We start from the raw sequence: 23,104 nt of genomic DNA, 5'->3' as shown, positions 1-23,104 counted from the left end.
GGTGATGATGGAATTTTGTAATCCTGAATCATTTGAAATAATATTGGCAGTTAATGAGAATAATTATAAAATATTCAAATTAAAGGAAATATTACCCTTGGGATTTGGCCCTGAGAATATAAGGAGGAAACAAAAATGAAGAGAGTGTTTTTAATTGTTTTAGACAGCTTTGGAATAGGGGAGGCACCGGATGCTGATAAATTCGGAGACGTAGGAGCCAATACTCTTAGAACCATAAGTGGCAGTCCTAAATTTAACTGCCCCAATATGACTAAACTTGGATTGTTTAATGTTGAAGGTACGGATTATAAGGAAGGCGTTGAAAATCCAATAGGAATGTATGGAAAAATGCAGGAAGAAAGCATGGGAAAGGATACTATTATTGGACACTGGGAATTAGCAGGACTTGTAAGTCATAAACCTATGCCAACTTTCCCACAGGGCTTTCCGGATAGTTTTGTAAAAGAATTTGAAAAGAAAACAGGAAGAAAATGCTTATGCAACAAGCCATATTCAGGAACGGAGGTAATAAAGGATTATGGTGAGGAGCATATGAAAACGGGAGCGTTGATTTTGTACACCAGTGCAGATAGTGTGTGTCAGATTGCAGCTAATGAGTCGATAGTTCCTGTAGAAGAATTATATGAATATTGCCGTATAGCAAGAGAAATGCTAACAGGAGATATGGCTGTGGGAAGAGTTATTGCAAGACCTTTTGAGGGTACGAATAAGGATGATTTTAAACGTACCACCAGACGTCATGATTTTGCATTGTCTCCATTTGCGGATACAATGCTTGACAAGATAACTAATTCCGGAAAAGAAGTTATAAGCATTGGAAAAATTGTTGATATTTTTAATAACAGAGGAATAACTAAATTTTATCGCACCACAGGAAATCAGGAGGGAATGGAAAAAATCGCTCAGGTTGCAAAAGAAGATTTTAACGGCTTGTGTTTCCTTAATCTAGTTGACTTTGATATGCTGTATGGTCACAGAAGAAATATTGAAGGTTACGCTAATGCGGCAACGGAGTTTGACAGGTTTTTAGGTGGATTTATGGAACAGTTAAGGGATGAGGATTTGCTGATAATTACAGCCGACCATGGCTGTGATCCGGCGTTTACAATGACTACGGATCACACAAGAGAATACGTTCCTTTGCTAATTTACAATAAAAATATTAAACCGAAAAATCTTGGAATAATAAAGGGATTTTCTTATGTTTCAAAGGTAGTATGTGAAAGTCTTAACATTTAAAAAAATAACACTGAAATAAAAATATTACACCTTATATAATCATAGTATCTGGTATAAGATAAAGCTATATTGAGGTAGCATAAAGGGTATAAAATATTTTGGAAAGTGGAGTAAAGTAAAAACGGTAAAAGTTAAAAAGTAGTAATTTCATCATATTGAAACTGTCATGTTGATAAATAAAAATGTCCCATGGCAGTTTCTTTTTTTGTGCAAAAAACTATTGACATATTATGGCATATATAATAATATAACATATGAACAATGGTTCATATGTTTGAAAGAAAGGAATGATACATAAAAGTATCAGGTAAATCATATGGAAGAAAAGTTACAGAGTTGTGGAGAGCATCATCACCATGATGATGTGGTAGAAAGCAGAAGCTTAAATATGCCGGACGAAGGTATGCTTTGTGATTTGGCAGAATTTTTTAAGGTGTTTGCCGACTCCACCAGAATTAAAATTTTATACGCATTGTCAGAAGGTGAGTTGTGCGTATGTGATATTTGGCAAAGTTTAGGACTTACACAGTCAGCAGTATCACATCAGCTTAGAATTTTAAAACAGATGCGGTTAGTAAAGTACAGAAAAGAGGGAAAAACTATATACTATTCATTAGATGACGGACACATCCAGTCCATATTAAATCAGGGCCTAGAACACGTTATGGAGTAGGAGGAAACAAAATGAACGAAGTTCATTTTCTATAAACGTTTCCGACGAAATGCCGCTGACCGAAGGGAGGGGGCGCTACATCTGAGGAGGAAACAAAATGAACGAAGTTCATTTTCTATAAACGTTTCCGACGAAATGCCGCTGACCGAAGGGAGTGGCGCTACAATAATTAATTAGGAGGAAGGACAATGAATTTATATGACAAAATAATAAACAGAAAAAATGAACGTAGTCATGAAGGTGGAAGTGCCGGTCACAGCCATGATGACCACTGTTCATGTGGTCATGACCATGACCATGAACATGAACATCATCACGATCATAATCATTGCTCATGCGGTCACGATCATGATCATCACGGACATAGCCATGGATGTGACTGTTGCGAAGATGGTGCAGAAATTGACTTAAGAAAAACAGTAGCGGGAGTTGTGGTATTTTTAATTGCCATGGTGATATTTCATATTCCGGGATTGTTTAAAACCATAGACATTGACACGGCACAGCTTATAACATATCTCCTTATATATCTTTTAACAGCAAGAGATATTGTATTAAATGCCATAAAAAAACTTTTTAAAGGAAAAGCTATGGATGAGCAGTTCCTTATGACAGTATCAAGTTTGGGAGCATTTTTCGTAGGACAGTATCCTGAAGCATGTGCCGTAATGTTATTCTACATGGTAGGTGAATTATTCCAGGATTACGCCGTTGATAAATCAAGAGATTCCATTACAGATTTAATGGATATCAGACCTGATTATGCAAATCTTTTAAAGAAGGACGGCTCTTATGAAAAGGTATCACCTGAAAAGGTAAAAATCGGTGATACAATTATTGTAAAACCGGGAGAAAAGGTTCCTCTTGACGGTGTGGTTATAAGTGGTCAGGGAAGCATTGATACATCATCTCTTACAGGAGAAAGTCTTCCAAGAGAAACGATGGCAGGAGATGATATAATCAGTGGTTCAATTAGTATAAATGGAGCCCTTACAATTAAAGTAACAAAAGAATTTGGTGAATCAACAGTTTCAAAGATACTTGAATTAGTTGAACATGCAAGTGGTAAGAAAGCAAAAACAGAAAGATTTATTACAAGATTTGCAAAGGTGTACACACCGATTGTTGTTACCTGTGCAGTGGTATTAGCTATAATACCTCCCCTTGTTGTAAGCTTCGTATTAGGTGGAAACATTGCTGATTTTGCCAAAACATGGCAGCCATGGATTTACCGTGCTTTAACATTTTTAGTTGTATCATGTCCTTGTGCCCTGGTAATATCAGTACCCCTTAGTTTCTTCGCAGGAATAGGTGCTGCATCTACTAAAGGTGTTCTGGTAAAGGGAAGCGATTACTTAGAAAAAATATCAGGATGTGACACAATCGTATTTGATAAAACAGGAACTTTAACAAAAGGAATTTTCAAGGTTAGCAAAATAAACTCAAAGGTGTCCGATTTAGAATTTTTAAAGGCGGCAGTTATTGCGGAAATATATTCAAATCATCCTATTGCAAAATCATTAAAGGACGCATTGAAGATTACTGATTCAAAAGCCTACTTTGATATTGAGGCAAGACAGAATGAAATTTCCATAGAGGAAATACATGGAAAAGGTATAAAAGCACAGTTAGACGGAAGCACTATTCTTGCAGGAAATAAGAAACTTATGGATCAGTTTGGTATTGCCTGTGATAATGCGCAAGGTGCAGCAACGGTTGTATATGTAACTGTTGACGGACAATATTTAGGATACGCCCTGATTGAGGATCAAATTAAGGAAACATCTAAGGAGACAATTAAGAAATTAAAGGAATTAGGTGTTAAAAAGACGGTAATGCTTACAGGTGACAGAAAAGAAATCGCAGACAGCATTGCTAAGGAATTAGGAATTGACGAAGTTCATTCAGAATTACTTCCGGCAGACAAGGTATCTCATGTAGAGAAACTTTTAAAGGAGAGCAAAACATTGGCATTTGTGGGAGATGGTGTAAATGATGCACCGGTTCTTGCCAGAGCAGACGTGGGAATTGCCATGGGAGCCATGGGAAGCGATGCTGCAATTGAAGCGGCGGATATTGTATTAATGGATGATAATCCGAAAAATATTACAAAGGCAATTAAAATATCAAGAAGAACCCTGTCTATAGCAAAGCAGAATATTATCTTTGCATTAGTAGTAAAAGTTGCCGTTCTTGTATTAGCGGCAGTTGGTATAGCAACTATGTGGGCTGCAGTTTTTGCAGATGTAGGTGTTTGTGTACTGGCAATTTTAAATGCAATGAGAACAGCTAAATAATTAGTCAGAATATAACAGGAATGGCTGCATTAGATTTATGTCTAAATGCAGCCATTTTTGAATATGATAATTAATAAAGACTAATAATGGTAGAAAATGAAAAAAACGACGGTTGTAATTGTAACAGAAGTAATTATTTTATGCATTTTAATAATATGTTTTATTTTTGGAAAAGTACCTGATAATAAGGAATCCGTAAAAACCAGTGAAGCAAATTTAAATATAAGTGACATGAAAGGTACCATTCCAAGGGTGGCATTAACATTTGATGACGGACCAAGCACAAAATATACGGAAAAACTATTAAAAGGACTAAAAAAAAGGGGAGTCAAGGCAACATTCTTTCTTACAGGAGAGAGGATTTCTTATTCTGAAAAGATAGTGAAGCGAATGAAAAAAGACGGGCATGTAATTGGAAATCATACGTATACCCACATAGATTTGGCAAAAACCGGATATAATGAGGCAAAAAAAGAAATTGAGGATACCAATAATGCCATTAAGGAAATAACAGGAGAAAAGCCTAAGTTTTTAAGACCTCCCTACGGGGACTGGAATGAAAAACTGTTAGAAGAAACAGATATGTCAATTGTGCTGTGGAGCGTAGACCCGGAGGACTGGAAGGATAGAAATGCAGATGTTGTGGCAAAAAGAGTGATTAAAAGCACCCGCCCCGGGGATATAATATTGTTACATGATATTTTTGGAACATCTGTTGATGCAGCACTTAAAATTGTGGATGAACTACAAAGTAAGGGATATCAGTTTGTGACGGTGGACCAAATAGAGGATTCTAATTTAATAAAAAAACAAGTTGTGGAATAATCAGTGGGATGTTATACTTTACGGGAGATTTTAAATAAAAACTTAAGGAGATATAAATATGTTTGGAGCAGTTATTTATAAATATTTAATAGTTTTCCTGGTATCTATGGTTCCAATTGTTGAACTTAGAGGAGCCATTCCCATAGCAGCAGGAATGGGGCTTCCAATGGTTACATCTTACATTATCTGTGTTATTGGAAATATGCTTCCGGTACCTATAATATTTTTGTTTGCAAGAAAGGTATTAATATGGGGAGCAGATAAAAAATATATTGGAAAGTTTTTCTCATGGTGCATAGACAAAGGTGAGCGTGGAGGGGAGAAACTTAAGTCAAAGGCAGGAAGGGGACTTTATGTTGCCCTTATGTTATTTGTAGGAATACCTCTTCCGGGAACAGGTGCATGGACGGGAACATTGGCAGCAAGCTTCTTAGATATGGATTTTAAAAAGAGCGTAATAGCCTGCATGGGAGGCGTACTTTTAGCAGGTATAATAATGGGAGTTTTAAGTGCCTTGGGAGTGTCGGCATTTAGTGCTACAGTTTAAGAATGGAGCGTTGTATGGCAAAGAAACAAATGAATTACGACTATATGTATAAAGGACAGAAGAACATCACTAAGGGAACCACAGATGGGAAATACACCCCGGGAATGGTTGGAAAAATAACCATGGCAATAACCATTCCATCAGCCTTAATTGCGTTTATTTCAGTAATGATGGCAATTTCTGGAATACAGCAGGCTATATTAGTAACAATAGTTACGTTTATAATATCCTTTGTGGGAAGCATAGTTTTAGCAATTGACATTGTAATATTTAACAGAAAAGAAAGAAAAAAATATAAAGATACGGAAACACCTAAGGGACCGGATATAATGAGGATACTACATTTAATTATAGGAGTATTTGTGGGCATCATTATAGGATACCTCCTTTGGGGAGCCAAAAACTAAATGAACGAAGTTCATTTCTATAAATGTTTTTGGCGAACTGCCGCCGAATGAAGGGAGAAGTTTAAATGGATACATTACCCAAAGACCCGGTTATGCTTTTAAGCGTTGTAAATACCAATTTAAGAGATTTTTACGGAAGCCTTGATGATTTTTGCAGGGCAAAGGATGTGGATAAAAGTGAGATAGAAGAAAAACTGGAAAAAATCAATTATAGCTATGATGCCACATCAAATCAGTTTGTATAAAATATAATGGTAAGTTTGATAAAACCCCGTTAATATGATATGATAATTCAGTTGTAGATTATTTATCAATATAACGAGGTTTTTTATTATGAAATGGAATAAATACACTTTAAAAACAACCACTGAAGCTACAGATTTTGTCAGTGGTATTATGATAGAATTAGGAATTAACGGAATACAGATAGAGGATAATCTCCAGATTACCCAGGAGGAAAAGGAGAAAATGTTCATTGATTATCTGCCGGATTTGCCGGAAGATGACGGTGTGGCATATATCAGTTTTTATACGGAAGAAAATGCTGATGATGAAAATGACGAAAATCTCTTGGAAAGTTTAAGGGAAAAGTTAAAGGAAGTAAACGGTTTTATTAATATAGGTGAAGGAAGCATAGAAAAATCCACTACAGAGGACGTGGACTGGGTTAATAACTGGAAAAAATATTTTAAGTCATTTACGGTAGGTGATTTTTACATTAAACCTACATGGGAGAGTGTAGATGAAAAGTATTCCCATATGCAGATGATTGAAATTGATCCGGGAACAGCTTTTGGAACAGGGAAACATGAAACAACACAGCTTTGCATTAACCAGCTTACAAAGTATATAAAAGCCGGTGATGAAGTATTGGATTTAGGCTGTGGAAGCGGCATATTATCCATTGTTGCAAAGAAGTTAGGGGCAGGACATGTGGATATGACAGACATAGACCAGGCTGCAATAGATGCTGTGTATGATAATTTTAAGGTCAATAAAATCCCTATGGATGACGTTGAAGTTATATTAGGAAATGTGTTAGACGATGAAAAAATGCAACAAAAATTTGAAAATAAAAAATATGATGTTGTGGTGGCAAATATTTTGGCGGATGTTATTATTCCAATTGCCGGTATTGTGGATAGATTTTTAAAGGATGGAGGAATATTTATTTCCTCAGGAATTATTTATATGAAGGAAGAAGCAGTAAAGGAAGCGGTGGAAAATAACAGAGGATTAAAATTAACAGATGTAGTTAAACAAGGCGACTGGCGGGCTGTTATGGCAGAAAAAAGGTAGAGAAATGTATAGATTTTTTGTTGAGGAAAACCAAATCGGTGAGGACAGAATTACCATTACGGGAAAAGATGTAAACCACATAAGAAATGTTTTGAGAATGAATGTGGGAGAGAAGGTTTTAATAAGTAATGGTATGGACAGGGAATATGTATGCTCCATAGATAACATTTTAAAGGATGAAGTTCAGGTTATAATAGAAGATGTAAACGGTCCTGCAAGGGAACTTCCTGTTAAAGTTACTTTGTTTCAGGGACTTCCAAAGTCAGACAAAATGGAAACGGTTATTCAAAAAATGGTGGAGTTAGGGGCATATGAAATAGTTCCTGTTGCCACTAAAAGATGTGTTGTTAAGTTAGATGCAAAAAAGGCGGAAGCCAAAACAAAAAGGTGGAATCTTATAGCGGAAAGTGCCGCAAAACAGTCAAAAAGAGGAATTATCCCCAAGGTTTTACAGCCGGTGTCTTTTAGCAGGGCGTTGGAAATGGCAACCAACATGGATATGATTCTGATTCCTTATGAAGAGGCTGAAAATATGGATATTACAAGGGATATAGTTTCAAAAATAAAAAAAGGTATGTCTGTTGGAATTTTTATAGGACCTGAAGGAGGGTTCGCACCGGAAGAGGTTTTAGAGGCAGCAGAATATGGTGCAAAGCAAATAACTCTTGGAAAAAGAATTTTAAGAACGGAAACAGCCGGTATGACAATTATGTCGGTAATAATGTATTTGACGGAAGAATAGTGAGGAAACACAAATGGAAGCGTATTTCGACAATTCAGCTACTACTAAAGTAACTGAAAATGTAAAAAATATAGTTGTAGATGCAATGACAAAGGATTATGGAAATCCATCTTCTATGCATATGATAGGCGTAGAGGCAGAAAAATATATAAAGGATGCTAAAGACTGTATTGCTGATATTTTAAAGGTAGATAGCAAGGAAATATATTTTACATCCGGTGGAACAGAATCAAATAATATGGCAATAATAGGTTCTGTTGAGGCAAATAAAAGAAGTGGAAATAAGGTAATTACCACAAAGGTAGAACATTCTTCCGTGGCAAATCCAATGAAGTATTTAGAAAAAATGGGATATAACGTAGTATACCTTCCTGTGGATGAATACGGCGTGGTGGATTTAGAGGCACTAAAAAAAGAGATGAGTGAAGACACAATATTAGTGTCAATAATGTATGTAAATAACGAAGTTGGTGCCATAATGCCAATTCACGAAATAGGAAAATATATAAAAACAGTAAATCCAAAGGTGGTTTATCATGTGGATGCCATTCAGGCCTTTGGTAAAATGGAAATTAGACCTAAAAAGGACAACATTGATATTTTAACCGTTAGCGGACACAAGATACATGGACCTAAAGGAAGCGGTTTTATTTATATAAAGAAAAATACTAAAATCAATCCTATAATTTTAGGAGGGGGGCAGCAGGAAGGCATGCGTTCAGGAACGGAAAATGTTCCGGGAATTGCAGGAATAGGTTTAGCGGCAAAGGAATGTTATGATAATTTAGAAGAAAACGTAAAAATCATGACAGACTTAAAAGACTATCTTATTGATAAATTAAGCGGCATAGAAGGTGTTACAATAAACAGCAGAAAGGGAGATAAAGGTGCTCCCCATATTGTAAGTGCAAGCTTTTCAGGGGTAAGAAGTGAGGTATTGTTACACGCTCTTGAAGATAAAGGAATATATGTGTCAGCAGGAAGTGCCTGCTCATCTAACAGACCTGCCGTAAGTGAAACATTAAAGGCAATGAAGGTAGATAAGGATTTGTTAGGTTCCACCATAAGATTTAGTTTTTGCAAATTTAACACAAAGGAAGAAGTAGATTATGCAGTGGAAGAAATAACAAAGCTTCTTCCGGTTTTAAGAAAATATGTAAGGAGATAAAGGAAATGTTTAAATCATTTTTAATAAAGTATGCGGAAATCGGGGTAAAGGGAAAAAACAGATTTTTGTTTGAAGATGCTTTAGTTGACAATGCAAGAAGGGCATTAGATAAAGTTGACGGTGATTTCAAGGTCACAAAGGAATATGGAAGAATATATGCAACAGCTGAAAACGACTATGATTTTGATGAAGTTGTTGATGCTCTTAAGCACGTATTTGGTATTGTGGGAATTTGTCCTATGGTACAAATTGAAGATAACGGATTTGAGGATTTAGCAAATCAGGTTATAAAATATATTGATGAAAATTATGAGGATAAGAATTTTACATTTAAGGTTATGGCAAGACGTGCCAGAAAAAATTACCCTATGGAGTCAATGGAAATTAATGCGGAAATGGGAGGAAGAATTCTAGAGGCATTTCCTGAAACAAAGGTTGACGTTCATAACCCTGATGTGATTTTAACCATTGAAATTAGAAATCATATAAATATTTATTCAAAAATAATTCCGGGACCGGGAGGAATGCCGGTAGGAACAGCAGGAAAGGCAATGCTTTTGTTGTCAGGAGGAATTGACAGCCCGGTAGCAGGATGGATGACTGCAAAGCGTGGTGTAGTAGTGGATGCAGTATACTTCCATGCACCTCCATACACATCTGAAAGAGCAAAACAGAAGGTAGTGGATTTGGCAAAAATCGTATCTGAATATTCAGGACCAATGAAGTTATATGTAGTTAATTTTACAGATATTCAGATGTATATATATGATAAATGCCCTCACGATGAACTGACTATTATTATGAGAAGATATATGATGAGAATAGCTGAATATTTTGCAAAGGAAGAAGGAGCACAGGCATTAATTACCGGTGAGTCGATAGGACAGGTGGCAAGCCAGACCATGCAAAGTCTTGCAGCAACAAATGAGGTATGTACACTTCCGGTATTCAGACCTGTAATAGCTTTTGATAAACAGGAAATAGTAGATGTATCATTAAAGATTGGAAGCTATGAAACATCAATACTTCCATATGAGGATTGCTGTACAACTTTTGTGGCAAAACATCCGGTTACAAAACCTAATATTAATGTAATTAAAAATTCAGAAACTCATTTAGCTGAGGAAATAGACAGAATGTTTAAGGAAGCAATTGACACAGTAGAAGTAATAGAAATTAACAACTAAAAAAAGACACAAAAAAAGTGGCTGACTAAAAAATTAGCCGGCCACTTAGGCTTTATTCGTATTTTTTAAGAACTTCAAGGATTTCATCAAGATTGTCCTCGTTATGTATATTTAAATCAATTGGTTTTGACAAATCAAGACTGAAGATGCCCATAATAGATTTTGCATCTATAACATAACGTCCTGAAACCAAGTCGAAGTCGTTATCAAATTTTGTGATATCATTTACAAATGATTTAACCTTGTCGATAGAGCCTAAATTAATAGTAACTGTTTTCATATTTGTACACCTCTCTTTTTTTATCTCTTTCTTTTACATAATAGCACGGATTTAACATTTGTTCAATGAGAACAAATAACAAAATTACAATTAAATATAGGTTAAATTAGTGTAAATTTGTATAAGGTGCAGAGGCTTTAAAAAGAAAGGTTTAAAATAAAATATTTGGAGATTAGAATGAAAAAGGTAGCATTACACAACTTAGGATGTAAGGTAAATTCTTATGAAACAGAGGCAATGTCCCAGCTCCTTGCAAATGCAGGGTATGAGATAGTTCCTTTTTCTGAGAAAGCCGACGTATATATAGTAAATACATGTTCTGTAACTAATATGGCTGACAGAAAATCAAGACAAATGCTTCATAAGGCAAAGAAAATGAATGAAGGTGCCATTGTGGTGGCAACAGGCTGCTATGTGCAGACAGCCTCTGAGAAAATTGCAGAGGATTTGTCCATAGACATAATTGTGGGAAATAACAAAAAGAAAGAAATTGTGGAAATATTACAGGAATATTTTAAGGAACACAAAAAGAATTATATTATTGACATAAATAAGACTGATGAATATGAGGACTTGGAAATTGCCACTGTTACGGAGCATACCAGGGCTCATTTGAAAATTCAGGACGGATGCAACAATTTCTGCTCATACTGCATTATTCCTTATGCCAGAGGGCGAATAAGAAGCAGAAAAATGGATAGTATAAAAGATGAATTGGAAAGATTGGCAAATAACGGATTTAAGGAAGTTGTGTTTACGGGAATTAACTTAAGTTGTTATGACGATAATGGAAAGAAATTAATAGATGTAATAGAATTAGCTGAAAATACAGAAGGAATTGAACGTATAAGATTAGGCTCCCTTGACCCGGAAGTGGTAACGGAGGAATTTGCCCACAGATTATCAAAAGTTACAAAAATCTGTCCTCATTTCCATTTGTCCATGCAAAGCGGATGCGATACAACGTTAAAAGCCATGAACAGACATTACACATCAGAAGAATATTATAACAAATGCATGCTTCTCAGGGAGAAATTTATAAATCCCGCATTTACCACAGACGTAATTGTTGGGTTCCCGCAGGAAAGTGATGAAGACTATGCAACAACAAGAGAGTTTGTAAAAAAAGTAGGGTTTTCAGAGCTTCATGTGTTTAAATATTCAAGAAGAGACGGAACTGTTGCGGCAAAAATGATAGGACAGGTAGATGAAACCATAAAATCAAAGAGAAGCGAAGATTTGATTTCAGTGGGAGAATCTTTAAAAGAAAACTACAGAAAAGAAAAAATCGGGGAAAAAGTATCGGTGCTTTTTGAGGAGGAAAAGGAAATAAATGGAATAAAATATCAGGTAGGTCACACTAAAGAATACATAGAGGTGGCTGTGGAAACTAAGGAAAATCTGGCAGGAAAAATAGAAGAAGTTTTCCTTAAAGACTTTATTGATAATGAAATAATGCTTGCCACTAGGAAAGTTTTATATTAAAATTACAATATACTGCCATTAAAAGGCAAAAAAAGGACGTGATAAGATGAGCAATTTAGGCAATACACAGTTTTTTAGAGTTCAGCCTGAAACTAAGTTAGGCGTGGAAGAGATTTTCGAAAAGGTATATGAGGCGTTAGCTGAGAAAGGATATAATCCGGTAAACCAGATAGTGGGTTATATTATGTCCGGAGATCCGACTTATATTACAAGCTACAAAAATGCAAGAAGTCTTATTATGAAAGTCGAGCGGGATGAGCTCATAGAAGAGGCTGTAAAATATTACATTAATAATAAATTAAAATAACTGCGTTGAAAAAAATGTAGCTTTAGTAGTTATGCTCTTTTTTAGGTAAAGTGCGTAAAATAAAAGATTAAGGGTTAAACTATGAGAATAATGGGATTAGATTTCGGTTCAAAAACAGTGGGAGTGGCTGTAAGTGACGAGTTAGGTCTTACTGCTACGGGAATTGAAATAGTCAGAAGAGATTCGCCAAATAAGTTAAGGAAGACTTTGGCAAGAATTGAAGCACTTATTAATGAATATAATGTTGATAAAATCGTGTTGGGTTACCCGGTTATGCTAGACGGCAGCGAGGGAGAAAGAGTAGAGAAAACAAAAGAGTTTGCAACTATGTTACACAGAAGGACTAACCTTGAAATAATATTTCAGGACGAAAGGCTTACCACGGTGGAAGCCTATGAGATTATGGACTTAGCAGGTATTAAAAGGGAAGACAGGTATAAATATGTTGACCAGGTTGCAGCGCAGGTTATTTTAGAGGATTATTTAAACAGCAATAATTAGTTTTAGTTTAAATCAGTTTTAAGGAAAAATAGTTAGAGGTATTTTATTTAATGGAAGAAAAGATTGTTTTTATTGATGAAGACGGAAATGAAGTAGAAATGTATGTGGTTGAGGAAACCAGAATTAATAATGTTAATTATCTTCTTGTTACGGAAGACGAGGGAGACGAAGAAGAGGCTGAGGCTTATATCTTAAAGGATATATCAAAGGAAGAAGATGAAGAGGCAGTTTATGAAATGGTAGTTGAAGATTCGGAAATAGACTACATAGGAAAAGTATTTTCTGAACTGTTAGAGGACATAGATATTTCAAAATAGGATATTTATAAGAAGGGTAAATTTGAGATAATAAGGAGAAAAAATAATAGATGAGTGAAAATTCAAATATAAAAATTATTCCACTGGGAGGTCTTGAACAGATAGGAATGAACATGACTGCCTTTGAGTACAATGGCAGTATTATTGTTGTGGATTGCGGTTTGTCATTTCCTGATGACGATATGTTGGGAATTGACTGTGTAATTCCAGACATTACTTACTTAAGAGAAAATATTGATAAGGTTAAGGGTTTTGTAATAACCCATGGACATGAAGACCACATTGGAGCATTACCATATGTATTAAAGGAAATTAATGTTCCTGTATATGGAACAAAGCTTACCATAGGAATTATTGAAGGAAAATTAGAAGAGCATGAGCTCCTTGATGTAGTTAAGAGAAAAGTTGTAAAATTCGGACAAAGTATACATTTAGGAGGTTTCAGAATAGAATTTATCAGAACAAACCATAGTATAGCAGATGCAGCAGCATTGGCTATTCATACGCCGGTAGGGGTTATTGTACACACCGGAGACTTTAAGGTTGATTATACACCTGTATTTGGTGATGCCATAAATCTTGCGAGATTTAGTGAACTGGGAAAACGTGGAGTTTTGGCACTTATGTGTGACAGCACTAATGTTTTACGTCCGGGCTTTACACCGTCAGAGAGAAAAGTAGGAAAAACATTTGATCATATTTTCGCAGAACACACTAAAAACAGAATTATTATTGCTACATTTGCATCTAATGTGGACAGAGTGCAGCAGATTATAAATACGGCATGCAGATATAACAGAAAAGTTATTGTTGAAGGAAGAAGTATGGTAAATATTATTTCCGTAGCAAGGGAAATGGAATATTTAAAGATTCCTGACAATACACTAATCAGTATAGAAGAAATGGAAAATTACACTGATGACCAGTTAGTTCTTATCACTACAGGAAGTCAAGGTGAGTCCATGGCAGCTCTGTCACGTATGGCAGCATCTCTTCACAGAAAGGTGCGTATTAAACCAAATGATACCATAGTATTTAGTTCAACACCTATTCCGGGAAATGAAAAAGCCGTATCAAAGGTTATGAATGAATTATACCAGCAGGGAGCAGACGTTATTTTTCAGGACACCCATGTTTCAGGTCATGCATGCCAGGAAGAAATTAAGCTTATGTATGCTTTGATTAAGCCTAAGTATGCCATTCCGGTGCATGGTGAATATCAGCACTTAAGACAGCACGGACGTTTGGCACAGGATATGGGAATACCAAAGGAAAATGTGTTTATTATGGAATCCGGTGATGTTTTAAGCATTGGTAAGGATAGTGCAGGCATTACAGGAAGAGTTCCGGCAGGTTCCGTGTTAGTTGACGGATTAGGAGTAGGTGACGTTGGAAATATTGTTCTTCGTGACAGACAAAACCTTGCAGAAAACGGAATAATAATAGTTGTTCTTACACTGGAAAAATATTCAAATCAGATTCTTGCAGGACCTGATATTGTAACCCGTGGATTTGTTTATGTAAGGGAATCTGAAAACCTTATTGAAAATGCAAAGGAAGTAGTAACACAGGCACTTTTGGAATGTCTTGAAGGCAGAAATGTGGACTGGGGAAAAATCAAAATGGTTGTTAAAGACAGTCTTGGAGAATATTTGTGGAAGACCATGAGAAGAAGTCCGATGATTCTGCCAATTATAATGGAAGTTGAATAGTCAGGAGTTTATATGAATAATAGGAAAACTTCACAGGGCTTTGCCAATGTATCAATAAAGATGCTTAAATATATTGTAATGGTTATTATAATTGTGGTATGTGCCACAGCAGCCTTTAATTTTGGCTCAAAGATATTTAACAGCAATGGTGTTGAGGAAGAGCCGGGAACGGACATGACCTTTACTGTTGACAAAGGCACAACCATAAAGCAGTTTGGCAAAACCTTGGAAGAATATGGAGTAATAGAAGATGCAAATGCTTTTGTGGTACAGTCATATATTTATACTGTAAAAACCATAAAGCCCGGAACCTATACCTTTAACACTTCATGGACAGGGGAAGAAATTTTTAAAACCATAAGCGCAGGTCCGGAAGAGAATAAAAAGGAAAATACAACTGAACAAGGGGAAGATGCACAGTAATTGCCCTGTATTATGGAGGATAATATGATAGTAAACGAAAGGATAGTATCATATATACATTCATTAGAAAAAACAAACAGCGAAGTTTTGGAAAAAATTGAAGAGCAGGCACATATTGATAACGTACCTATTATAAGAAAGGAAATGGAAAGCTTTCTAAGGGTAATGTTATACATTAAAAAGCCGAAAAGAATATTAGAGCTGGGTACTGCAGTAGGGTACTCAGCCATTTTAATGAGTGAATGTATAGATGAAGACGGGAAAATTACCACAATTGAAAATTATGAAAAAAGAATTGTGGAGGCTAAAAAAAATATAGAATTGTCAGGAAAAGGACAGATTATTGAACTTCTTGAAGGCGATGCCACAGAGGTTATGAAGACTCTTCCGTCACAACAGTTTGACTTTGTATTTATGGATGCAGCAAAGGCGCAGTACATTTACTTTTTGCCGGAGGTTTTGCGTCTGATGAAAAAAGGAGCAGTTCTCATTACAGATAATGTATTGCAGGAAGGAGACCTTATTGAGTCAAGATTTGTGGTGGAAAGAAGAGACAGAACCATTCATAAAAGAATGAGGGAATACTTAGAAGTAGTAAAAAATCATGAGGAATTAGAGACAAGTATTGTTCCAATAGGTGATGGAATAACAATATCTGTTAAAAAATAGAAGACAGGAGTGTTTTAATATGAGAAGAAAACCGGAATTGTTAGTGCCTGCCAGCAGTCTTGAAGTGTTAAAGACAGCTGTAAGGTATGGTGCAGATGCAGTATATATTGGTGGTGAAGTTTTCGGTCTTAGGGCTAAGGCTAAAAATTTTTCTTTAGAGGAAATGAAAGAAGGAGTGGATTTTGCCCATGAGCATGGAGTGAAAGTATATGTTACGGCAAATATTTTGGCTCATAATGCGGATATTGAGCCGGTTAAGGTATATTTCAATGATTTAAAGACAGTTAAGCCGGATGCACTTATTATTTCTGATCCGGCAATATTTACCATAGCCAAGGAAATTCTGCCGGATATGGAGCTTCATATAAGCACTCAGGCAAATAACACTAACTATGGAACATACAATTTCTGGTACAATTTAGGGGCAAAAAGAGTGGTTTCCGCCAGAGAATTGTCCCTTAATGAAATTAAGCAGATAAGGGAAAATATTCCTGATGATATGGAAATTGAAACCTTTGTCCATGGAGCAATGTGTATTTCCTATTCAGGCAGATGCCTTCTTAGCAGTTTTATGACAGGAAGAGATGCCAATAAAGGAGCCTGCACCCATCCGTGCCGCTGGAAATACGCAGTGGTTGAAGAGTCAAGACCGGGACAGTACATGCCGGTGGAGGAAAATGAAAGAGGCACATATATATTTAACTCAAAGGATTTGTGTATGATAGAGCATATTCCTGAATTAATTGATGCAGGAATAGACAGCTTTAAAATTGAAGGAAGAATGAAGACAGCTTTGTATGTGGCTACAGTTGCAAGAACTTATAGAAAAGCAATTGATGATTATTTAGAAAGCACTGACAAATACAGGGAGAATCTTCCGCTTTACAGAAAATGGATTTCCCAGTGTACTTACAGACAGTATACTACCGGATTTTTCTTTGGAAAGCCTGACGAAACAACTCAGATATATGATAACAACGTATATGAGAGAGATTATGTATATTTAGGAATTGTAAGGGAAGTTTCAGACAATGGTGAATTTGTTCTCGAACAGAAGAATAAATTTAGTGTTTCGGAAAAAATAGAAGTAATGAAGCCGGATGGAAGGGACATAGAGGTTAATGTTATTTCCATAAAGGATGAGGAGGGGAATGAAATGGAAAGCTGTCCTCACCCAAAGCAGAAGTTATTGGTTAAATTAAGTGAGACTCCTGAAAGGGGAGACGTGCTTAGAGTAAAAGAGTAGTAAAATAAACCTGTAAAGACATGCACGGGAAATGGCGATTTATCATAAGATAATATAATTAAGTATGTCGCGGGGGAAAGTGTGAAAAGTTTTTTAGAACCTTTGACACCTACGGAAGAAAATCATTGGATAGAGAGATTTCAGAATGGAGACAAGGAAGCAAAAGACATACTAATTGAAAGAAATTTAAGGCTTGTGGCTCACATAGCCAAAAAATATTATTCAGAAAACAGGGAGAATGAAGAGCTGATTTCCATAGGGATAATTGGCCTTATAAAGGCGGTAAATACCTACAATCCCCAAAAGGGAAAGCGACTGGTGACATATGCATCAAAGTGTATTGAAAATGAACTGCTTATGATGCTTAGGGGAGAAAAAAAGAAAAACAGGGAAGTGTCACTAAATGAACCTATTGGGATGGATAAGGAAGGTAATACAATAAGCCTTATGGACATTATGGAAAATGACGGAATTGATGCACTAAAGCAAATGGAAAATGCGGAAGATGTGGTAAGGGTAAGGCAATATGTGGAAAAGGTTCTGTCAAAAAGGGAAAGGGAAATTATTGTTATGAGGTACGGTTTAGGGGGAGAGGAAGCTATGACCCAGAAAGCCGTAGGAAAAGCAATGAATATATCAAGAAGCTATGTTAGCAGAATTGAAAAAAAGGCACTGGAAAAATTGAAAAAAGCTTTTGACAATTCATACTTAATGTGATATAAAATAGTCAATATGACAATGAAAAAAGAATAGCACTTTTGACACCAAAATTTAATATACAAAGAGGATAGATTATGGTGTGTAAAGTAAATTGTGCAGCTATTATGGGAGTGGACGTACTGCCTGTAATAGTTGAAACAGATATATGTAATGGTCTGCCATCTTTTGATATGGTAGGCCTTTTGTCTTATGATATAAAAGAGTCAAGGGAAAGGGTGAGAACAGCAATAAAAAATTCGGGGTTTTTAGTTCCACCTAAGCGGATAACAATTAATTTTTCTCCGGGAAACATAAGAAAGGCAGGAACGTATTTTGACCTGCCGGTGGCAGTGTCTATTTTGTGGTGCCTTGATATAATAAAGTGCAGGTTAGATGATAAAATGTTTGTGGGAGAACTTAGCCTAAGTGGACGGGTAGTAGCTGTAAATGGAGTTTTACCTATAGTTTTGCATGCTATGGAAAGGGGAATGAAATATTGTTTTGTGCCGGCTATGAATGTTGGAGAATGCCGATATATAAAGGGCATAAAGGTAATTGGAGTAGAAGATTTAAATGAACTGGTTATGTTACTTGTAAGTGGCGGATATAAGAATTATCAAATAAAGGAAGAAATAGAAGAAGAAAATATATCTACAGTTTATGAACATAATTTTAAGTGGATAAAGGGGCAGGTAATGGCAAAAAGGGCAGCGGAAATAGCTGCGGCAGGCATGCATAATATTTTGCTGGTGGGGCCGCCCGGAACAGGGAAAACTGCCATTGCCAAGGCTATGAAAACCATACTTCCTGAGATGTCACAAAATGAAAAAATAGAAATATCAAAAATACAAAGTATAGCAGGGAAATTAGAGGGAAATCTGGTAGGAGAAAGGCCTTTTAGAAATCCTCATCATACCACAACGGTAACGGCCATGACAGGGGGCGGAATAAATCCAAAGCCGGGAGAAATGACCATGGCTCACGGGGGAGTGCTGTACATGGATGAATTTACGGAGTTTTCCAGAGGAGTAATGGAGGCTATGAGGCAGCCTTTAGAGGACAAGAAAATTGTCATATCAAGGAAAGGTGGGACATATTCATTTCCGGCGGATTTTATACTTCTTGCTTCAATGAATCCCTGCAAATGCGGGTATTATCCCGACAGAAATAAATGTAGTTGTACGGAAAGGGATGTAAACAAATATTTAGAAAAAATCAGTGGTCCAATATTAGACAGAATTGATTTGTGCGTACATATGAATAATGTGGATTTTTTTGATTTAACAAGGGAGTCTTCAGAGGAAAGTTCAGAAGAAATAAGAAAAAGGGTAAATAAGGCTGTGGAGATTCAGAGGAAACGGTATGAAAATGAAAAAATCAGATTTAACAGTCAGTTAGAAGGAGAAAACATAAAGAAATACTGCAATCTTGGAAAAAAAGAGCAGGAACTTATAGGACAGATATATGAAAATATGGATTTAAGTGTAAGGGCGTATGAAAAAATATTAAAAACCGCAAGAACCATAGCGGACTTAAAAAATCATGAGGAAATAAAATATGAGGACATTGCAGAGGCAGTAAGTTATAAAGCCATGTCAGTAAGGAGGGGACTATGAACAAGCAGGAAATGTGGGGATGCATAGCCACGGCACCTAAGATGTATTTTACAAAAATTCAAAAAATAATGAAAAATCTAAAAGATGTACAGGAAATATTTAATGGAACCCAGAAGAAATTAGTGGAGGCAGGGGGACTTAAAAGTGAAGAAGCAGCAGAACTTTTAAGGCATATTGAAAGATTTAATCCTAAGGAATATTTTGAAAAACTTGAGAAAAACAATATAAAGTTTGTGTCGGTAGATGATGAAAATTATCCTGAAAAACTTATACCTTTTGACCATAAACCTTATTTTTTATTTTACAAAGGAAAATTACCGGATGAAAATGCCACGGCAGTGGCAATGGTAGGGGCAAGGGCATGCTCTAATTATGGAAGAAACATGGCAAAAAAAATAGGGAAAGAGCTGTCGGAAAGGGGCGTGCAGGTAATAAGTGGAATGGCAAGGGGAGTTGATACATATAGTCAATTAGGAGCAATAGAGGGAGGTATGAGTACCTATGCAGTTATTGGAAGTGGCGTTGATATTTGCTACCCGGTGGAAAATATTGAGTTATATGGGGACATAATAAATAATGGCGGAATTATATCGGAATATCCTCCGGGAAGTTCACCGGAAGGATGGCATTTCCCACAGCGGAACAGGATAATAAGTGGGCTGGCGGACAAAATAGTGGTAATAGAGGCAAGGGAGAACAGTGGCTCATTAATAACTGTTGAGTGGGCATTAGAGCAGGGAGGAGATGTAATGGCGGTTCCGGGGCGGGTAGACGACAAATTAAGTCAGGGATGTAACAGGCTTATAAAGTCAGGAGCAGGTATTGTTACAAATGTGGATGACATTCTCTCAGACCTTGGATATAATGCATATTATGAGCAAAAGAAAGAAAAGGCAAAAGAAAAAATACTTGAAAAAGATTTTTTGATGTTGTATAGTGAGTTAGGTTTACAGCCAAAAAGTATATATGAATTAATAGAAACTACAGGCATAGTATATGAGAAGATAGTTACAATGTTGCTGAAATTACAATTAGAAGGACTTATAGAACAACCTTATGAGAACTATTTTTCCATAAAAAATACATAAATTCAGATTATTTTTAGTTAAGGGGAAGTCTTATGGCAAAATATCTTGTTATTGTGGAATCACCGGCAAAAGTGAATACAATTAAAAAATTTTTGGGTTCAAATTATGAAGTTGTAGCTTCAAATGGTCATGTCAGAGATATGCCAAAAAGCACGATGGGTATTGATTTTGAAAATGATTATGAACCGAAATATATTACCATACGTGGAAAAGGGGACAAGCTGGCAGAACTTAGACGCTGTGTAAAAAAAGCAGACAAAGTTTATCTGGCAACTGACCCGGACCGTGAGGGAGAGGCTATTTCATGGCATTTGGCTAATGCATTAAAATTAGACCCAAAGAAAACTGCCAGAATTACATTTAATGAAATTACAAAGCCGGCAGTAAAGGAGTCTCTTAAGCATCCAAGAGAGATAAACATGAATCTTGTGGATTCACAGCAGGCAAGAAGAGTTATGGACAGAATGGTTGGATATAGTATAAGCCCGCTTCTATGGATGAAAATAAAGAGAGGACTTAGTGCAGGACGAGTCCAGTCTGTTGCATTAAGAATGCTTTGTGACAGAGAAGATGAAATAAACGCATTTATTCCTAAGGAATATTGGGATATGGATGCGGTTTTGAAATACAATAAGAAGGATTTCAAGGTAAGCTTTTACGGAAATGAAAAAGGAAAAATTGAAATCACGGGAAAAGAGCAGTTAGATGGAATCGTAAAGGAATTAAAGGCTGCAAGGTTCACTGTAAGTGATGTAAAAAAAGGCAACAGGTCAAGAAAGGCACCGGTTCCTTTTACCACAAGTACATTGCAGCAGGAAGCTTCAAAGGCTCTTAATTTTTCCACACAAAAGACTATGAGAATAGCCCAGCAGTTATATGAAGGTGTGGAAATAAAAGGTCGTGGAAGTATCGGTCTTATCACATATTTGCGTACAGATTCCACACGAATCTCTGAAACAGCAGAAGCCCAGGTAAAGGATTTTATTGAAAATAACTATGGCGAAAGCTATATGACTAAAGAGGTTACTACAAAGAAATCCGGTAAAAAGATACAGGATGCTCACGAAGCCATAAGACCTACAGATGTTACCCTTCTTCCGGATAGTATAAAGGCACAGCTTCCAAGGGATTTGTTCAGATTATATCAATTAATATGGAAGAGATTCGTTGCAAGCCGTATGCAAAGTGCAGTATATGAGACAACTAATGTAAAGGTTGCCGCAGGAAAATATATTTTTAATGCTGCAACATCTAAGTTGGATTTTGACGGATTTATGAAGGTTTATACAGACAGTGATAACGAAAAAGTGGTAACAAATAATACTGTTTCCAAGTTAGAAAAAGGAATGGAACTGGATTTTGTGGAATTTGAGGAAAATCAGCATTTCACACAGCCACCGGCTCACTTTACTGAAGCAGCCCTGGTAAAGGCAATGGAAGAGCAGGGAATAGGACGTCCAAGTACCTATGCACCTACTATTGGCACAATTATTGGAAGACGCTATGTTATAAAAGAAAAGAAAAATCTGTATGTTACCGAATTAGGAGAAGCGGTAAATAATGTAATGAAAACAGCATTTGCCGTTATTGTTGATACAGCTTTTACTGCCAATATGGAATCACTTCTTGATGCCGTGGAAGAGGGTACCGTGGAATGGAAGACAATCATAAGAAACTTCTATCCTGACCTTGATGAAATGGTAAAGGAAGCTGAAAAGAAATTAGAAAAAATAAAAATTGCCGATGAGGAGTCCGAGGAAATCTGTGAAGAATGTGGCAGACGAATGGTAATTAAGTATGGACCTCACGGAAAGTTTTTGGCATGTCCGGGATTTCCTGAGTGTAAAAATACTAAACCGTATCTTGAAAAGGCAGGAGTGCCTTGTCCTAAATGCGGAAAGGATGTTATCATCAGAAAAACCAAAAAGGGCAGAAGATATTTCGGATGTATTGATTATCCGGAGTGTGATTTTATGTCATGGCAGAAGCCATCCACAAAGAAGTGTCCACAGTGTGGAGGTTATATGGTAGAAAAAGGTAATAAGTTAGCCTGTGCCAATGCAGAGTGTGGTTATGTTGAAAGTAAGGAAAACAAAGACAGGTAAAAAAATCTTGCCAATGTTTTTTATATATGGTATGATAATGAAGTTGCATTAAGCACATCGGTGGAGAAGCAGACGGGTGCCCACGCTCGGGGTTGTCTGATTCGGTGAAGCAGATGGAAGGTATGATATTTGCCGGAATAATTGCCGGGACGATATCAAAAATAATATTAAAAAAACCAGGAGGTATTAAAATGAGCGTTATTTCAATGAAACAGTTATTAGAAGCAGGTGTTCATTTTGGACATCAGACA

Annotated in this window: 24 protein-coding genes; 23 read left to right on the top strand and 1 reads right to left on the bottom strand. The window is 36.3% G+C overall.

From position 1 onward, the window contains the following. Positions 1 to 135: 135 nt before the first annotated feature. From Q5O30_RS05310 to thiI, 11 genes are all read left to right on the top strand, one after another. Positions 136 to 1,260 (top strand): phosphopentomutase, encoded by a 1,125-nt coding sequence (locus Q5O30_RS05310; protein ID WP_021952718.1) that lies wholly within the window; start codon positions 136 to 138, stop codon positions 1,258 to 1,260. A 316-nt stretch (positions 1,261 to 1,576) separates the two neighbouring features. After that, positions 1,577 to 1,933, top strand: coding sequence for a helix-turn-helix transcriptional regulator (locus Q5O30_RS05305; protein WP_021952717.1), 357 nt, complete (start codon positions 1,577 to 1,579; stop codon positions 1,931 to 1,933). Between the two features lie 188 nt (positions 1,934 to 2,121). After that, positions 2,122 to 4,230, top strand: coding sequence for a heavy metal translocating P-type ATPase (locus Q5O30_RS05300; protein WP_021952716.1), 2,109 nt, complete (start codon positions 2,122 to 2,124; stop codon positions 4,228 to 4,230). 96 nt (positions 4,231 to 4,326) lie between these two features. Further along, positions 4,327 to 5,055, top strand: coding sequence for a polysaccharide deacetylase family protein (locus tag Q5O30_RS05295; protein WP_021952715.1), 729 nt, complete (start codon positions 4,327 to 4,329; stop codon positions 5,053 to 5,055). 58 nt (positions 5,056 to 5,113) lie between these two features. After that, on the top strand, positions 5,114 to 5,602 hold the full coding sequence (locus tag Q5O30_RS05290; protein WP_021952714.1) for a small multi-drug export protein: 489 nt from the start codon (positions 5,114 to 5,116) through the stop codon (positions 5,600 to 5,602). A 14-nt stretch (positions 5,603 to 5,616) separates the two neighbouring features. Then, positions 5,617 to 6,009 carry a hypothetical protein gene (locus Q5O30_RS05285; protein ID WP_021952713.1) on the top strand — a complete coding sequence of 131 codons (393 nt, stop codon included), beginning with the start codon at positions 5,617 to 5,619 and terminating at the stop codon, positions 6,007 to 6,009. A 65-nt stretch (positions 6,010 to 6,074) separates the two neighbouring features. After that, complete coding sequence (locus Q5O30_RS05280; protein ID WP_021952712.1) at positions 6,075 to 6,254, top strand: DUF4250 domain-containing protein; 180 nt, start codon at positions 6,075 to 6,077, stop codon at positions 6,252 to 6,254. A gap of 88 nt (positions 6,255 to 6,342) precedes the next feature. After that, complete coding sequence (gene prmA, locus Q5O30_RS05275; RefSeq protein WP_021952711.1) at positions 6,343 to 7,308, top strand: 50S ribosomal protein L11 methyltransferase; 966 nt, start codon at positions 6,343 to 6,345, stop codon at positions 7,306 to 7,308. Between the two features lie 4 nt (positions 7,309 to 7,312). After that, the gene (locus Q5O30_RS05270) at positions 7,313 to 8,050 is read left to right on the top strand and encodes a 16S rRNA (uracil(1498)-N(3))-methyltransferase (RefSeq protein ID WP_021952710.1); all 738 of its coding nucleotides are present in this window, start codon (positions 7,313 to 7,315) and stop codon (positions 8,048 to 8,050) included. Positions 8,051 to 8,063: 13 nt separating this feature from the next. Beyond that, a complete protein-coding gene (locus Q5O30_RS05265) occupies positions 8,064 to 9,218 on the top strand; it encodes a cysteine desulfurase family protein (protein ID WP_021952709.1) in 1,155 nt (384 codons plus the stop codon). 5 nt (positions 9,219 to 9,223) lie between these two features. Next, positions 9,224 to 10,405 carry a tRNA uracil 4-sulfurtransferase ThiI gene (gene thiI, locus Q5O30_RS05260; RefSeq protein ID WP_021952708.1) on the top strand — a complete coding sequence of 394 codons (1,182 nt, stop codon included), beginning with the start codon at positions 9,224 to 9,226 and terminating at the stop codon, positions 10,403 to 10,405. A gap of 52 nt (positions 10,406 to 10,457) precedes the next feature. On the opposite strand, the gene Q5O30_RS05255 is transcribed toward thiI, so the two are convergent. Continuing rightward, on the bottom strand, positions 10,458 to 10,685 hold the full coding sequence (locus Q5O30_RS05255; protein ID WP_021952707.1) for a hypothetical protein: 228 nt from the start codon (positions 10,683 to 10,685) through the stop codon (positions 10,458 to 10,460). A gap of 177 nt (positions 10,686 to 10,862) precedes the next feature. Between Q5O30_RS05255 and mtaB the strand changes: the two genes are divergently transcribed. From mtaB to topA, 12 genes are all read left to right on the top strand, one after another. After that, complete coding sequence (mtaB, locus tag Q5O30_RS05250) at positions 10,863 to 12,170, top strand: tRNA (N(6)-L-threonylcarbamoyladenosine(37)-C(2))-methylthiotransferase MtaB (RefSeq protein ID WP_021952706.1); 1,308 nt, start codon at positions 10,863 to 10,865, stop codon at positions 12,168 to 12,170. A 46-nt stretch (positions 12,171 to 12,216) separates the two neighbouring features. Continuing rightward, complete coding sequence (locus tag Q5O30_RS05245) at positions 12,217 to 12,477, top strand: IreB family regulatory phosphoprotein (protein WP_021952705.1); 261 nt, start codon at positions 12,217 to 12,219, stop codon at positions 12,475 to 12,477. An 81-nt stretch (positions 12,478 to 12,558) separates the two neighbouring features. After that, positions 12,559 to 12,978, top strand: a complete 420-nt coding sequence (gene ruvX, locus Q5O30_RS05240) for a Holliday junction resolvase RuvX (protein ID WP_021952704.1) — start codon at positions 12,559 to 12,561, stop codon at positions 12,976 to 12,978. Between the two features lie 50 nt (positions 12,979 to 13,028). Next, complete coding sequence (locus tag Q5O30_RS05235; protein WP_021952703.1) at positions 13,029 to 13,295, top strand: DUF1292 domain-containing protein; 267 nt, start codon at positions 13,029 to 13,031, stop codon at positions 13,293 to 13,295. A gap of 50 nt (positions 13,296 to 13,345) precedes the next feature. Beyond that, entirely contained in the window at positions 13,346 to 15,007 is a 1,662-nt protein-coding gene (locus Q5O30_RS05230; protein WP_021952702.1) for a ribonuclease J, read from the top strand. Between the two features lie 12 nt (positions 15,008 to 15,019). Beyond that, the gene (locus Q5O30_RS05225) at positions 15,020 to 15,430 is read left to right on the top strand and encodes an endolytic transglycosylase MltG (RefSeq protein WP_021952701.1); all 411 of its coding nucleotides are present in this window, start codon (positions 15,020 to 15,022) and stop codon (positions 15,428 to 15,430) included. Positions 15,431 to 15,454: 24 nt separating this feature from the next. Continuing rightward, complete coding sequence (locus Q5O30_RS05220; protein ID WP_021952700.1) at positions 15,455 to 16,099, top strand: O-methyltransferase; 645 nt, start codon at positions 15,455 to 15,457, stop codon at positions 16,097 to 16,099. A gap of 19 nt (positions 16,100 to 16,118) precedes the next feature. Beyond that, positions 16,119 to 17,345 carry a U32 family peptidase gene (locus tag Q5O30_RS05215; protein WP_021952699.1) on the top strand — a complete coding sequence of 409 codons (1,227 nt, stop codon included), beginning with the start codon at positions 16,119 to 16,121 and terminating at the stop codon, positions 17,343 to 17,345. Between the two features lie 54 nt (positions 17,346 to 17,399). Beyond that, on the top strand, positions 17,400 to 18,062 hold the full coding sequence (gene sigK / locus Q5O30_RS05210) for an RNA polymerase sporulation sigma factor SigK (RefSeq protein ID WP_366459400.1): 663 nt from the start codon (positions 17,400 to 17,402) through the stop codon (positions 18,060 to 18,062). A 77-nt stretch (positions 18,063 to 18,139) separates the two neighbouring features. Continuing rightward, complete coding sequence (locus Q5O30_RS05205; RefSeq protein ID WP_021952697.1) at positions 18,140 to 19,660, top strand: YifB family Mg chelatase-like AAA ATPase; 1,521 nt, start codon at positions 18,140 to 18,142, stop codon at positions 19,658 to 19,660. Continuing rightward, positions 19,657 to 20,748 carry a DNA-processing protein DprA gene (gene dprA, locus Q5O30_RS05200; RefSeq protein WP_021952696.1) on the top strand — a complete coding sequence of 364 codons (1,092 nt, stop codon included), beginning with the start codon at positions 19,657 to 19,659 and terminating at the stop codon, positions 20,746 to 20,748. The genes Q5O30_RS05205 and dprA overlap by 4 nt, the downstream gene beginning before the upstream one ends. A 32-nt stretch (positions 20,749 to 20,780) precedes the next feature. Next, entirely contained in the window at positions 20,781 to 22,853 is a 2,073-nt protein-coding gene (gene topA, locus Q5O30_RS05195) for a type I DNA topoisomerase (RefSeq protein ID WP_021952695.1), read from the top strand. The last annotated feature ends 251 nt before the right edge of the window (positions 22,854 to 23,104 follow it).

This window comes from Eubacterium sp. CAG:161, assembly GCF_000432355.1.
Taxonomy (GTDB): Bacteria; Bacillota; Clostridia; order Lachnospirales; family Lachnospiraceae; genus Eubacterium_G; species Eubacterium_G segne.
The sequence above is the reverse complement of the archived record's forward strand: the minus strand, read 5'-3'. Positions and strand labels throughout refer to the sequence as shown.

Excerpts from the sequence above, each read along its gene's own strand:
- Q5O30_RS05310 (WP_021952718.1), top strand. The coding sequence starts at position 136 with ATGAAGAGAGTGTTTTTAATTGTTTTAGACAGCTTTGGAATAGGGGAG.
- Q5O30_RS05305 (WP_021952717.1), top strand. The coding sequence starts at position 1,577 with ATGGAAGAAAAGTTACAGAGTTGTGGAGAGCATCATCACCATGATGAT.
- Q5O30_RS05300 (WP_021952716.1), top strand. The coding sequence starts at position 2,122 with ATGAATTTATATGACAAAATAATAAACAGAAAAAATGAACGTAGTCAT.
- Q5O30_RS05295 (WP_021952715.1), top strand. The coding sequence starts at position 4,327 with ATGAAAAAAACGACGGTTGTAATTGTAACAGAAGTAATTATTTTATGC.
- Q5O30_RS05290 (WP_021952714.1), top strand. The coding sequence starts at position 5,114 with ATGTTTGGAGCAGTTATTTATAAATATTTAATAGTTTTCCTGGTATCT.
- Q5O30_RS05285 (WP_021952713.1), top strand. The coding sequence starts at position 5,617 with ATGGCAAAGAAACAAATGAATTACGACTATATGTATAAAGGACAGAAG.
- Q5O30_RS05280 (WP_021952712.1), top strand. The coding sequence starts at position 6,075 with ATGGATACATTACCCAAAGACCCGGTTATGCTTTTAAGCGTTGTAAAT.
- prmA (WP_021952711.1), top strand. The coding sequence starts at position 6,343 with ATGAAATGGAATAAATACACTTTAAAAACAACCACTGAAGCTACAGAT.
- Q5O30_RS05270 (WP_021952710.1), top strand. The coding sequence starts at position 7,313 with ATGTATAGATTTTTTGTTGAGGAAAACCAAATCGGTGAGGACAGAATT.
- Q5O30_RS05265 (WP_021952709.1), top strand. The coding sequence starts at position 8,064 with ATGGAAGCGTATTTCGACAATTCAGCTACTACTAAAGTAACTGAAAAT.
- thiI (WP_021952708.1), top strand. The coding sequence starts at position 9,224 with ATGTTTAAATCATTTTTAATAAAGTATGCGGAAATCGGGGTAAAGGGA.
- Q5O30_RS05255 (WP_021952707.1), bottom strand. The coding sequence starts at position 10,685 with ATGAAAACAGTTACTATTAATTTAGGCTCTATCGACAAGGTTAAATCA.
- mtaB (WP_021952706.1), top strand. The coding sequence starts at position 10,863 with ATGAAAAAGGTAGCATTACACAACTTAGGATGTAAGGTAAATTCTTAT.
- Q5O30_RS05245 (WP_021952705.1), top strand. The coding sequence starts at position 12,217 with ATGAGCAATTTAGGCAATACACAGTTTTTTAGAGTTCAGCCTGAAACT.
- ruvX (WP_021952704.1), top strand. The coding sequence starts at position 12,559 with ATGAGAATAATGGGATTAGATTTCGGTTCAAAAACAGTGGGAGTGGCT.
- Q5O30_RS05235 (WP_021952703.1), top strand. The coding sequence starts at position 13,029 with ATGGAAGAAAAGATTGTTTTTATTGATGAAGACGGAAATGAAGTAGAA.
- Q5O30_RS05230 (WP_021952702.1), top strand. The coding sequence starts at position 13,346 with ATGAGTGAAAATTCAAATATAAAAATTATTCCACTGGGAGGTCTTGAA.
- Q5O30_RS05225 (WP_021952701.1), top strand. The coding sequence starts at position 15,020 with ATGAATAATAGGAAAACTTCACAGGGCTTTGCCAATGTATCAATAAAG.
- Q5O30_RS05220 (WP_021952700.1), top strand. The coding sequence starts at position 15,455 with ATGATAGTAAACGAAAGGATAGTATCATATATACATTCATTAGAAAAA.
- Q5O30_RS05215 (WP_021952699.1), top strand. The coding sequence starts at position 16,119 with ATGAGAAGAAAACCGGAATTGTTAGTGCCTGCCAGCAGTCTTGAAGTG.
- Q5O30_RS05205 (WP_021952697.1), top strand. The coding sequence starts at position 18,140 with ATGGTGTGTAAAGTAAATTGTGCAGCTATTATGGGAGTGGACGTACTG.
- dprA (WP_021952696.1), top strand. The coding sequence starts at position 19,657 with ATGAACAAGCAGGAAATGTGGGGATGCATAGCCACGGCACCTAAGATG.
- topA (WP_021952695.1), top strand. The coding sequence starts at position 20,781 with ATGGCAAAATATCTTGTTATTGTGGAATCACCGGCAAAAGTGAATACA.